Source organism: Hoeflea algicola (genome assembly GCF_026619415.1).
GTDB classification, from domain to species: Bacteria; Pseudomonadota; Alphaproteobacteria; order Rhizobiales; family Rhizobiaceae; genus Hoeflea; species Hoeflea algicola.
In genome coordinates this window covers 4,392,894-4,405,689 of sequence record NZ_JAOVZR010000001.1, presented here as the reverse complement: position 1 = coordinate 4,405,689, position 12,796 = coordinate 4,392,894, and the positions used below count along the sequence as shown (strand labels likewise).

Annotated in this window: 10 protein-coding genes; 1 reads left to right on the top strand and 9 read right to left on the bottom strand. The window is 57.2% G+C overall.

Annotation, left to right across the window (positions count from 1 at the left end):
* Positions 1-38: 38 nt before the first annotated feature.
* From OEG84_RS21400 to OEG84_RS21385, 4 genes are read right to left on the bottom strand one after another with little or no spacing between them, the layout of a single operon-like run.
* A complete protein-coding gene (locus OEG84_RS21400) occupies positions 39-2,117 on the bottom strand; it encodes a 3-hydroxyacyl-CoA dehydrogenase NAD-binding domain-containing protein (protein WP_267655628.1) in 2,079 nt (692 codons plus the stop codon).
* Between the two features lie 57 nt (positions 2,118-2,174).
* A complete protein-coding gene (locus OEG84_RS21395) occupies positions 2,175-3,782 on the bottom strand; it encodes an AMP-binding protein (protein WP_267655627.1) in 1,608 nt (535 codons plus the stop codon).
* 51 nt (positions 3,783-3,833) lie between these two features.
* Positions 3,834-4,247, bottom strand: coding sequence for a Zn-ribbon domain-containing OB-fold protein (locus tag OEG84_RS21390; protein ID WP_267655626.1), 414 nt, complete (start codon positions 4,245-4,247; stop codon positions 3,834-3,836).
* Between the two features lies 1 nt (position 4,248).
* Entirely contained in the window at positions 4,249-5,418 is a 1,170-nt protein-coding gene (locus OEG84_RS21385; RefSeq protein WP_267656283.1) for a thiolase domain-containing protein, read from the bottom strand.
* A gap of 337 nt (positions 5,419-5,755) precedes the next feature.
* Between OEG84_RS21385 and OEG84_RS21380 the strand changes: the two genes are divergently transcribed.
* Positions 5,756-6,772 carry an IS110 family RNA-guided transposase gene (locus tag OEG84_RS21380; protein WP_267653408.1) on the top strand — a complete coding sequence of 339 codons (1,017 nt, stop codon included), beginning with the start codon at positions 5,756-5,758 and terminating at the stop codon, positions 6,770-6,772.
* Positions 6,773-7,348: 576 nt separating this feature from the next.
* On the opposite strand, the gene OEG84_RS21375 is transcribed toward OEG84_RS21380, so the two are convergent.
* From OEG84_RS21375 to OEG84_RS21355, 5 genes are read right to left on the bottom strand one after another with little or no spacing between them, the layout of a single operon-like run.
* Positions 7,349-8,314 (bottom strand): ABC transporter ATP-binding protein, encoded by a 966-nt coding sequence (locus OEG84_RS21375; RefSeq protein ID WP_267655625.1) that lies wholly within the window; start codon positions 8,312-8,314, stop codon positions 7,349-7,351.
* A gap of 2 nt (positions 8,315-8,316) precedes the next feature.
* Positions 8,317-9,315, bottom strand: coding sequence for an ABC transporter ATP-binding protein (locus tag OEG84_RS21370; protein ID WP_267655624.1), 999 nt, complete (start codon positions 9,313-9,315; stop codon positions 8,317-8,319).
* Between the two features lie 10 nt (positions 9,316-9,325).
* Positions 9,326-10,201 carry an ABC transporter permease gene (locus OEG84_RS21365; RefSeq protein ID WP_267655622.1) on the bottom strand — a complete coding sequence of 292 codons (876 nt, stop codon included), beginning with the start codon at positions 10,199-10,201 and terminating at the stop codon, positions 9,326-9,328.
* Complete coding sequence (locus OEG84_RS21360) at positions 10,194-11,138, bottom strand: ABC transporter permease (RefSeq protein WP_267655621.1); 945 nt, start codon at positions 11,136-11,138, stop codon at positions 10,194-10,196. The genes OEG84_RS21365 and OEG84_RS21360 overlap by 8 nt, the downstream gene beginning before the upstream one ends.
* A 22-nt stretch (positions 11,139-11,160) precedes the next feature.
* Entirely contained in the window at positions 11,161-12,729 is a 1,569-nt protein-coding gene (locus tag OEG84_RS21355) for an ABC transporter substrate-binding protein (protein WP_267655620.1), read from the bottom strand.
* Between the last annotated feature and the right edge of the window lie 67 nt (positions 12,730-12,796).

Here is a 12,796-nt window from a genome sequence, read left to right as displayed (position 1 = left end):
AAACGACGCAGATCCCATCCACGCCCGGTAAATACGGATTAGTCTAGTCTGCCGGTTGTCCCGGCGCGTTCGACCAGCAACGGGGCAGGCTCCCAACCGGGAAACCGGGAGGCCGATGCAAATTCGTTGATACGATCCACGATGCGGGCCAGGCCCATGCGCTCGGCATGATGCATCGGACCGCCCTTGAGGTCTGGAAATCCAAAGCCGCGGACGTAGACGACATCAATATCGGAAGCACGCTGGGCGTGCCCCTCCTCAAGTATTTTCGCGCCTTCATTGACCAGAGCGTAAATGCAACGATCAACAATCTCTTCAGCATCAATGTTACGCGGCTCTATACCGGCACGCGCACGCACATCATCAAGCAGGTCCAGGAGTTCCGGTGAATCCAGACCTTGCCTGCTGCCTTCGAGATAAATGTACCACCCCTTGCCCGTCTTCTGACCGTACCAGCCGCGCTCGGCGGCCGCATCGGCGATTTCGGGAAACCGGTAGGATTTGTCCTCAGCCAGATGACGCTTTCGGTTCAGCCACGCGACATCATTGCCCGCCATATCAGACATTTCGAACGGCCCCATGGCAAATCCGAAACCGCGCATGGCATCATCCACCTGGCGCGGTGACGCCCCCTCCATCAGCAATTCGTTGGCGCGCAGAAAGTACTGGTCGATCATGCGGTTTCCAATGAAACCATCACAATTGCCCGCAACCACACCAATCTTACCGAGTTTCCTGACGACAGCCATGGCGGTCAGCAATGCCGCATCCGATGTATCCCGCACGCGGATCACCTCGACGAGCCGCATGATGTGGGCGGGTGAGAAGAAGTGCATCCCAAGAACACGCGCCGGGGTTTCTGTCACGGAGGCAATCTCGGCGACATCCAAAAACGACGTGTTGGTGGCAAGCACAGCATCGGGGCGAACCATGGTATCGAGCTCGGCAAAGATAGTTTTCTTGACCGCCATGTCCTCGATCACCGCTTCGACAATTAGGTCGGCATCGGCCATCGCGTCAAGCGAAGTGACGGTGGCAATGCGGGCTTGCGCCGCTTCCGCGGCCGCGTTGTCCATCTTGCCGCGGCGTTGAGCTGATGCATAGGCTTTTGATCGAATCTCCTCACTCCTTGCGAGCGAGTTGGCATTTGCGTCAAACAGATGAACCCGAAAGCCAGAATTGGCAAAAGCCATCGCAATTCCGGTACCCATCGTACCGGCGCCAACCACACCGACAAGTTTGATCGTCCGGGACGTTGCCCCTGAGGCCACGCTTTCAATTCGGTTCGCGCTTCGCTCGGCGAAGAACAGATGCTGCAGAGCTATGGCTTCGGGCGTTGCTGCCAGTTCGAAAAATGCTGCGGTATCGGCAGCTTCTGCTTCATCCGGGCGAGATCCTGCTGCCCGCGCAACACTGGTGACAATTGCCTCCGGAGCGGGACCACGGCGCATGGAACGGGCCTTGTCCATAGCCCTTGCCAGTTCTGCTTCCGGTTCGCCGTTAAACCGAACCGGCATGTCCTGTACCCGCGGTGGCGACTCTTCCGAAATTACCATTTCCGCCGCAAATTGCATGGCGCGGGTAACCGGCTCGCCTTCAGTAACCGCTTCGACGAGACCAAGCTGTTCAGCCTCTGCGCCGGTTATGAACCGACCCTCCATCATCATCTCCAACGCAATGCCGGCCATGATCAACCGCGGCAGACGCTGCGTACCCTGCGCCCCCGGCATGACCCCCAACTTAACTTCAGGCAAGCCGAGAAGCGCCTGCCCCGAGGCAACCCTGCCATGGCAGAACAACGCCAACTCGAGCCCGCCACCCAGCGCAACACCCTCTATGGCGGCAATGCACGGTTTTTCGGATTCCTCCAGCAGCCGCCCTATATCGATGATGCTGGGAAAAGCGGAAGCGTCTTCGGTATTGAACTCGCGAACATCCGCCCCACCACTGAAGCGTCCGCCCTCACCCGACAGCACCAGAGCGTCAACCCGGTCATCTGCAAGCGCGGCACCGACCGCCTCGTATATATCCTTGCGTGTTGCAAGTGACAGTGCATTCACCGGCGGATTTGACCAGGTAATATGGACGACATTGGGCTTGCTGTGGGCTTGTTTCATAATCTGACCTTGGTGGATAACTTGCGGATTTGGGACAATGACGCCCATTTTCGGCACTCAGTTTCGTTGAATTCGAATGCCGGCCGCTTCACGGTCCCAGACGTCCCCCTGAGACCGTCCGGTGCTGCGCAAAACGTGCTTTTCAATTTTCTGCGTCGGGGTTTTCGGCAAGTCCGCAAGGATGCGCACGTAACGGGGGATCATGAAATAGGTCAGATTTGAACTTAGGAACCTGATCAGGTCGGCCGGGTCGAGCGAGACATTTTTGTTGAGTGAGACCACAATCATGACCTCGCTTTCGCTGATTTCGCTCTCGGTAGCCACCGCCGCCGCCTCGCGAATGGCCGGATGGGCCATCACGGCCGCCTCGACTTCGAAGGAGGAGATGTTCTCTCCGCGGCGGCGGATCGTGTCCTTCAGCCTGTCGACAAAGAAATAGTAGCCGTCCGCATTCTTGCGGAAGATGTCACCGGTGTGGAACCAGCCATTGCGCCAAGCCCGCGCGGTGGCGTCGGCATCCTGATAATAGCCGTGCATCATTGCCCACGGCTGGTCGGTCCGGATGATCAGTTCGCCGGTGTGGCCCACCGGCACCTCACAATCGTAGGCATCAACGATCCTGAGTTCGACGCCATCACGCGCCTTACCGCAGGTTCCCGGAACCGGCGGGTTGGGTTCGGATACGATCGGAAGCGAAACTTCGGTCATGTTGAAAGAGGTGTAGATGTCGATGTTGAAACGGGCTCGCAAAGCGGGAGCATCGTCATCAAATGGCTGCTGGATGATGTAACGGAGATACCCGGCCTTTTCCGCTGGGGTTTCCGGCCTGGAAAGCAGGTACCGCGTCATCACTCCGAGCAGAATGGCAAATGTCGCCTTTGTGGCGGCGATGGTCTCCCAGAACTGGTCTGTCTTGAAGCGCTCTATAACGGCGATGGAGCCACCAAGTGACATCATCAACATGCACGGAAGGATGCCGGCGATATGATAATTTGGCAGATTAACCAGATAACGGTCCTCGGCATCAAGGAAATAGACCGCCTTCCCTGCGCTGGTGACATGCATGTATGAACACATCACGCCCTTCGATGGGCCTGTGGTTCCCGACGTATAGATTATGCATTGCAGATCAAACGGGAGGATTTCTCGCGCTGGCGCTTCAGGCTGGTCGCCGACACCATCGAGGACACCGACATCAAGCAGCGAAATACCCGGCAACAGCGTAGATGTTTCCCCCAAAGTGACGACCGTTTTCAAATCGGCGGTGGCAACCTGAGAAACCGGCTCCACCATGTCCGCGACACAGACCAGAAGCTCGGCACCTGAATTGGAAATAACGCGTTCCAGCAGTGCGCCGCGGTAAGCCGGATTCACATGCACGGCGACACCGCCGATATAGTTGACGCCGAACCAAATCCGGAGTGCGTCCTTGCCGTTGGGAAGGGCTATCAGGACCCTGTCGTCCTGCGCAACTCCGAGCGATTGCAGGCCGGCGGCGGCTTGCCGCGCCTGGCGCAAGGTTTCGGAAAAACTCCATTCTGTGCCATCCTGAAATACCGCATAGATATCATCGGGCCGCTGGGCGGCGTTGCGTTCGAGCATCGCCCTTAGAACGCACTCATCCTGTGGCAGAACGCGTGGGTCGAAGTTATGGTGGGTCTGCATGACAGGTTCGCTTCTACACTTGATGATCCGACGACAGGCAACCGTGCAGGGCTAGCCGGCAAACTCGCCGGCCGGTTTGAACACCGGCACCGGAGAACCCCCGTCGGATTCCACGAAGACGAGGCTCACGGGCATGCCGATGCTAATATGGTCTATCGCGCAATCGACAATATTGGTCATCATCGTGGGACCTTCCGCCAGCGTGACATAGGCAATCGCATAAGGGATCTTGGCGCGGCGCATGATGCTATAGGAATACACCGTCCCGCTGCCTTCAGCCTGCTCAAGTCCGGTGTCGGCCGACAGGCAACGGGGACAGCGCGAACGTGGATAGAAATAAGCTTCGCCACAACCATGGCATCGCCCTATCATCAGTTTATGCGCATCGGCGGCCTGCCAATATTCGACCGTCTCAACAGTCGGCTCCGGGGCAGCAGGAATGCGTTTTCCAAGAGGTTCGGTCATGTCAATGGCGCTCCAAAATCAGGGTCGCTGCCGCATGGCGCGTGCCGAGCGAACCACCCATGGCCTGCGCCAGTGCGAGCCGACAATTCTTCACTTGCACCTGCGGCGCCGCCTGCCCCCGCAACTGCCGCACAGCCTCGATGATCTTGGTCATCCCGCCACGGTATCCCGGGTGATTGTTGCACAACCCTCCGCCATCGGTATTGACCGGCAGGCGCCCGACCCCGGATATCAGGCCGCCATCAGCAACAAATCGACCACCATCCCCCTTGGCGCAGAACCCCAGATCTTCCAATTGCGTGATGACGGTGATGGTGAAACTGTCGTAGATTGACGCGTAATCTATATCGGAAGGGGTGACTCCTGCCTCGGCAAAGGCGTCCGCTCCGGAATAGGCTGCTGCAGAGAAAGTCAGATCAATCTGTCCACCATTTTGATGCTTGACCGCCTCCCCATGGCCAAGAACCTTGACGACCGGCTGTTTGAGGCTTGCGGCGACATCAGGACTGACAACCACGATTGCGCCGCCGCCGTCACTGACGATGCAGCAATCCATCCGGTGCAGAGGATCCGCGATCATCGGCGAACCAAGTACATCCTCCACAGTCACGACTTTGGGAAGCATGGCTAATGGATTGTGCTGAGCGTGGTGCGAGGCGGCAACCTTGACCCAGGCCAGTTGTTCGGCGGTCGTGCCATACTCATACATATGCCGCATGGCCGCGAGCGCATATTCATTGACCAGTTCCGCGCCATAGGGCAGTTCGAACTGCAAATCCGGTGTGGAAGGCGGGAAAGGACGGGGCGCGACGCCCCCGGCCGCCGCGTCGGCACGTGGTCGCCCCGCCATCGAGATGACCGCCACCTTCATCTTGCCCGCCGCAATTGCCTCTGCAGCATGGGCAACCTGGGACAAATATGTGGCCCCGCCGCTTTCAGAAGCTTCAACATGGCGCACCCGCATGCCGAGATAATCCAGCATGGAAAGTGCGCCAAGGCCCGGCGCATCGCTGTCACAAAAGAAGCCGTCGACATCACCCTTGTCAAGGCCCGCATCCGCAAGCGCTCCGGCGATCACATCCCCATGAAGCGCGGCCAATGAGATATCCGCCGCGTTCCGGGTAGGATGTTCATAGATCCCGGCGATGCAGGCTTGATTACGTATGCTCATTGCTGCTCCCTGACCCGCACTACGACAGGCCGCGGCCAAAGACTGTCCCCAATGACACCCTCCCGCACACCTCAGATGGAAAGATAGGATAGGGATCGAACTCGTGTCAACAGACAAAATGAGTTCCAATAGATAACATTTACTGCTGCAACCTGAGCTCCGCTCCCCCGAAAATCGGACGCTGACGTGAGCTGCGATTTGTTGTCTGCTGTTCTTCAACACAAAGGAGATCGGCGATGTCGAGACGAAGGCAATGAACTGATGCGGTGGATGCCCCCACCCAGCGGCATCGGGTATACCAAGACGGTTCTATATTCACCGAGCGGAGGGCGCATCAATGACATCGAAGATCAGCATTCTGGCAATCGACTTAGCAAAAGGCAGCTTTCAGGCTTGTGCGGTCGGATCTGATGGGAGGGTACTGTATAATCGGGCACTGTCTCGGAACCGGTTGGCGACGCTTCTGGGCGAGCAGCCGGCCTGTGTAGTCGCGATGGAGGCATGCGCCACGTCGCATCACTGGGGCCGGATGGCGCAGTCTCACGGTCATGAAGTGCGTCTGGTGCCGGCGGCGTATGTGAAACCGTTCGTCAAGCGCCAGAAGAATGACCGCGCGGACGCGGAGGCTATCGCAGAGGCGGCCATGCGCCCGACCATGCGTTTCGTGGCAGTGAAGAGTGCCGAAACCCAAGGCCGTGCTGTGGCGTTCCGCACCCATCAATGCTTGGTCCGGCAGCGCACGCAGCTCATCAACGCGCTCCGCGGACATCTGGCCGAATTCGGGCTGGTGGCGCCGAAGGGACCGGCGAGCCTGAAACTACTCGAGAATGCGTTGGCGGACGAGAGCAGCGACCTGCCTGACCCGGTTCGTGAGATGGGGGCGGTTTATCTCGAGCAGATCGCGCGGCTGACCGACGTGATCGAACGGCTGGCAAACGAGTTGGAAGATGCATCGAAGACAGATTGTGAGTTGCGGCGGCTTTGCACCATCCCCGGGATCGGCCCCGTGACGGCAGGCGCCGTGGCGGCGTTTGCGCCCGACCTCGACACTTTTGACAGTGGGCGGAACTTTGCGGCCTGGCTCGGCCTGGTGCCACGGCAGAGGTCCACGGGGGGCAAGGCCAGGCTGGGGTCGGTCAGCAAGATGGGGCAGACCGACATCCGCCGACTGCTAATCGTCGGAGCGATGAGCGTGATCCGCTGGGTCGTCCGAAAGGGTGGCAGTTCGAATCGCTGGCTCGCTGCTCTCGTAGCACGCAAGCCAAGGATGGTCGCGGCCGTTGCGCTGGCGAATAAGATGGCCCGAATGATCTGGGCCATGTCGACCAAGCAAGAGAATTATCGAATGGCGTGACCTGAAACCGAGAAGGGAAAAGGCACGACATGGCCGCAAGGCCGGGGTGAGCGATCGACGAGGAGTACGCGACACGGACTTCGAAGTTCAAGGCAGGGAAATTCAGACCCGGGGCTCGAGCGCTTGCAGCTCTCTGAACCGATGTGAACCCAGCTTTCCGAACAGCATACCGGCCCGTGGCGTCATCGAAGGCCACAACCTGAGGCCTGACACACGTCCGATCGAAGACCCCGCCGAAAAATCGAAGATAAAGCTTGCCAAACAGGGGGCATCCACACACGCCCCGGGTGTCATTTTGCTCTTCTGCTAAGTCGCCTGGCTAAACGCGCGCAAACTTGTCTATCGCAAACCGGAACTGGGGGCTTCTCATTGCCAGCTCTCATCCCACCCTGAGCCGTCCCCCCAAAAGCGGACAGTGACGGAAGCTACGATCAGACCATGTCAAAAAGCAGGAACCATGACACGGGCTTCAAGGCTTGCATTGCGTTGGAGGCCGACAAGGGAGCGTGCACCGTGTCGGAACTGGCCGCCGAATATTGCGTGTATTGAGAATACCTCTGCGACCACTCTTTCTATTCACAAATGACAGGCAACCAGATGATCGGTGCTCTGCGCAATCAATTGAGGTTCTTCGGTTCGACAGCGGTCAAACGCAAATGGACAGCGCGTGTGGAAGCGACAGCCCGTTGGTGGGTTGATCGGACTGGGAACATGCCCCTGCAGATCGATTGTGCCTGCCGGTCGATCCGGTTCAGGAACTGGAATTGCGGAAATCAGAGCGCGAGTATAGGGGTGCTGGGGATGGTTGTAGAGCTCTGATTTCGGAGCGAGCTCCACGATCTTGCCCAGATACATGACAGCAACTCTGTCGGCTATATGACGGACGACCGCGAGATTGTGCGAAATGAAAAGATAGCTGAGTTGCAGTTCATTCTTCAAGTCGGTCATCAAGTTGATAATCTGAGCCTGAATAGAGACGTCAAGCGCGGAAACGGGCTCATCGCAGACAATCAGACGAGGATCAAGCGCAAGGGCGCGTGCAACACCGATACGCTGACGTTGCCCGCCAGAGAATTCGTGCGGGTAACTATCCGCCACCGAGCTGGAAAGCCCTACCCTCTCAAGCAGTTCCTGCCCTCGGGCTCGCCGTTCAGGCCTGCTCATCTTTCCTTCTATCGCAAGTGGTTCGGTTACGATGTCCCAGATGCGCATTCGCGGATCCAATGAGCCGTATGGATCCTGAAAAATGAACTGACATTTCTTGCGCACGGCATGAAGTTCGGTCGCCTTGAGATTCAACAGGTCCTGCCCACCGAAGGTCACGCTGCCTTCTGTCGGTTCAATCAATCGTACAACCAGCCTGCCAAGAGTGGACTTGCCACAACCGGATTCGCCAACGAGCCCTAGTGTTTCGCCAGCCACAAGATCAAAGCTGACACCATCCACGGCTTGAACGACTTGGCGCCGCGATTTGAACAGGCTAGTGCCAATACGAAAATGCTTCTTGAGGTCCCTGACCTGAAGTAAGCTTTCTGGAGTCATGTTTAGACTACCTCATAATCGTCGTATCTTATGCAAGCGGCGCTATGTCGCTTGCCGAAGAGTTTCAGCGGTGGAACCTGTGCGGTGCAGGCTGCTTTGGCGTACTGACATCGCGGCTGAAACCTGCACCCTGCCGGGAGTTCGGTGGGTGGCGGCACTACCCCCTCGATCGCCAGCAAGCGGTCAACGTCACTATAAAGCGGAGGAATGCTGCGCAGCAGTCCTTCCGTATAGGGATGAAGGGGCCGGCGGAACGCTTCCGACACCATTGCGTCTTCAACGACCTTGCCCGCATACATTACAATCATTCTTTCAGCGAACTGTGCGACAACACCAAGATCATGGGTGATCAACAGGATTGCCATGCCCAGCTCAGCCTGCAACTGCTTCAATAACTGGAGGATTTGGGCTTGAACCGTGACATCCAAGGCAGTTGTCGGCTCGTCGGCGATGAGAAGCTTCGGTTGTGACGACAGCGCCATAGCGATCATTACACGCTGCCGCATCCCGCCTGAAAGCTCGTGCGGATACTGGTCTATTCTGTGCTCGGGTGACGGAACCTTGACCAATGACAACAGTTCGATTGCACGCATCCGTGCTGCACGACCGCGCAATCCCTGATGCAGCGTGATGGCCTCGCTGATCTGAGCGCCCACAGTGAAAACTGGGTTCAGCGAACTCATTGGCTCCTGAAAAATCATCGCGAGTTCGCCGCCGCTCATCCTCCGCATTTCGGAGCGTGACAATTTGAGCAGGTCCTTCCCGGCAAAATTGACCGTCCCGGAAGATATGCGCGCTGCATCTGGAAGCAAGCGCATGATCGAGAGCGCTGTCATCGTCTTTCCAGAGCCGGATTCGCCGACGACTGCGAGCCGCTCGTTGGCGCCGATCTCAAAACTGATATCATCAACCACTGTAATCGGTTTGCGTGCTGGGCCGAACTCGGTCCGCAAGTTGGATATCTTGAGCAATGGAGCCATGGTTGCATTTGCTTTGGTCATTGTGATGCGATCATCTCGATGTCAGCCGGGGATCGAGAACGTCACGCAATCCATCACCCAGAAGGTTCAATCCCAGCACGCTGAACCCGATGACAAGGCCTGGGAACACGCTGATCCAGGGTGCTTCCACAAGGTAATCGCGACCATCCGCAATGATGTTGCCCCAGGTCGGGACAGGCGGAGGCGGCCCGACACCCAGAAAGCTGAGCGCGGCTTCTGCAAGAATCGCATAGGCAAACACAAAGGTCAGATCAACGATCAATGGCGCCATGGTGTTGGGTAGAATATGCTTGAAGATAATGAAGCGATCGCTCGCCCCAGAGAGCCGTGCTGACTCGATATACTCCGATTTGCGCACACCAAGAACGGCGGCGCGAACGATCCGCGCGGTTCGGGGGATATAGGTTATGCCCAATGCCACAATGAGGTTCAGCAACCCCGCCCCCAACGCGGCGGCGATGGCGATGGCCAGCATGATTGATGGAAATGCCATTAATGCATCCATGCAACGCATGATCACTCCGTCCAGGCGCTCAAAATATCCAGCGATTGCACCAATCAGAACGCCAAAAACGGCAGTAATGGCAACGACGCTGATACCAATCAAAAGCGATAGATGCGTACCTGCTACCACCCGGCTCAAGATGCTGCGCCCATAATGATCAGTGCCGAAAAGGAACTCGGCAGAAGGTTCGACAAAGCGGGACTGATAACTGATTTTGAGTGGATCCCCGGCCAGGCCTAGCAGCCCGATGATCCCGGCCACCGCCATTACCGTCAGAATCGCGACACCAATGACAAGTCCGCGGTGACCAAGCGCCCGCTCGGTCAGAGGGTTGCGCAGCGCTTTCCGGGACGTGGCGGGAGTGGACGTCAGCTCAGTCATTGCGCAGTCTCGGATCAAGATAGGCGTAAAGCAGGTCAACGACGAGATTGATAAGAACCAGCAGCACGGCAACTGCAAGAATGGAGCCCTGGATAACGGGATAATCGCGCCGAAGTATGCCTTGAACCACAAGTTGCCCGACTCCGGGGAGAACGAAGATCTGTTCGATGACGACTGCGCCCGCAATAGCGATATTGACGAGCAACCCGACAACAGTAACGATTGGAATCATGACGTTGGAGAGCGCGTGCCTGCCAACGGTCTTCCATTCGGAAACACCCTTTGCCCGCGCCGTGCGAATGAAGTCTTGTCTGAGCACTTCAAGTGTCGTGGCACGTGTCATCCGTGCCAGAAGTCCGATCTGCAGGACCGCCAGCGAGATGGCAGGCAAGGTAAGTGAACGCAGGCAGGCTATAATCCCCTCGCTTGGAGGTACATATCCACTTGAGGGAAGCCATCCCAGTGCCACTGAGAATACAAGAATACCCATGATGCTCAACCAGAAGCTGGGCACGGAGACGCCGAGCAGAGCAACGGTCATCACGGTCGTATCCACCCATGTGTTTTGCCTGTAGGCAGCGAGCAAACCGGCGGCGATCCCGATCGGCATCGAGATGATGATCGAATAGGTGGTTAGCAATAGAGTCGTCGGCAGGCGCTCCTGAACTGCTTGCACCACACTGCGCCCCAACATGAACGAATTCCCGAGATCACCCTGGAACAGGTTCATATACCAGGCGCCCATCTGAATATGGAGCGGCCGATCGAGCTCAAGCAGTTCGCGGATCGACTGGACCTGGTCGGCGGATGCATCTGGCCCGGCGATCACGATGGCGGGATCGCCGGGAATGATATGGATCAGCCCGAACGTAATCAGGCTGACCCCGAACAACACCGGTATGATGCTGATCACGCGGCGCAGTATTACCTCTAGCATGAAGGCGCCTTTCCGGTGCCGCTCATGACATCCAGACGTTCCACATGCGCATGGCGTCGAATGGCTTGAAATTCTGCAAGCCCGCTTGTGCGATCTGCTTGATGCCCCTATCGCCAAGTTTCAGCAGATAGGCTTCATCGTTTAGCTGGAATTCGATCTTGTCCCAGGCAGCACGGCGGTTCTCCAGTGACTTGGCCTCCAACAACTCGACCCATGCCGATTCCATCTTCGGGTCTTCCTCGTAATAGAACCAGTTGTCCGGCCCGGAAATGAGGCGCTGATACTGGAACGGTCCGAGCATGGGCTGGATGGCATAGGCCGTGCTGAACATGTTGTAAGCAGTCGGATCGGCGCGCATGGCGTTCGCACCTGGCCAATCAAGCACCTGCACGCGAACGGGAATGCCGATGGACTTGATCTGCTCCGACATTACGACTGCAGCTTCTTCCAGTGACACTATGTCCGAACTTGTCAGGATCACCACTTCCTCGCCCTGATAGCCCGCTTCCTGAAGCAATGCTTTTGCGCGATCCGCATCGTTGGCATTGTAAACCAGCCGGTCGATGTCGTCCGGATAGTATTCGCTGTCCGGATAGACGAAAGAAGGATTGAGGTTGAACAGGCCATCTGTGGCGATGCCCATAATTTCCTCAGTATTCAGCACTTGCTGTATTGCCTTACGCACCAGGCGATTGTCGGTCGGTGCTCGCTGAACGTTCATGGGAACAAGGTTGATCGAGATGGGCAGGCGGTCATATGTGGTCAGCATCGAGTTCGACGCCAGACGCTTTGCTGCGGGAACCGGAATATCATCGGCAATAGTCAACTCCCCAGCCTGAATTCCACTTACGCGGCTGCTGGCTTCCGAGACGACTTTAAAGATCACTTCATCAAGATAGGCAGTCCGTCGCCCACCATAGCCGTCGCGTCCTTCGTAGCTTTCGTCAGGAACATAATCTTCATAGCGTTTGATACGTAACTGCGTGACGCCATCCCAATCGACGAATTCAAAAGGACCGGTTGCGATCGGAGAGATCTCGTTCGGACCCTTGTCACACTCTTCCGAGGGAATGATGGTGATGGGTGAAGCGGGTGATTTGATCAGTTCGATCCAGCTTGGCATCGATTTGTCGAGCGTCACGATGACGGTGTAAGGATCCGGCGTCTCAATGCGTTCGATAGGTGTGAGCCGGACCTTTTCGGGGCTGACACGAGCGTAACGCTCAAGTGACCGGCGCACGTCCTCTGACGTCATCTCCTTGCCGTTGTGGAATGTTACACCCTGCCTCAGCGTAAAGGTGTACACACGAAAATCGTCTGAAACATCAAGCCCTTTGGCGAGTTGAAGCTTGGGCGCGCCCGTCTCGTCAATCGTTACAAGCGTCTCATAAATATGCATAAGGATATTGCGCGCCGCCTGCGAACGCGAAAAATGCGGATCAATGGTTTCGGTCGCCGCGTTCATCGCAACGATTGCTGTTCCGCCCCGCTTTGGCTCCATGGTTTGAGCGAACGCTCGCAACGAATAGCTCGAGAACTGGCCTGCCAGACCAATCGTGGCAGCGCTTTTAAAGAAGTCGCGTCGTTTCATGGCCATGTTGCAGTTCCCCCGGTGATTATCGCGTTTTGGATTGTTTCCGTGTGGCGTCAGTGCGTTG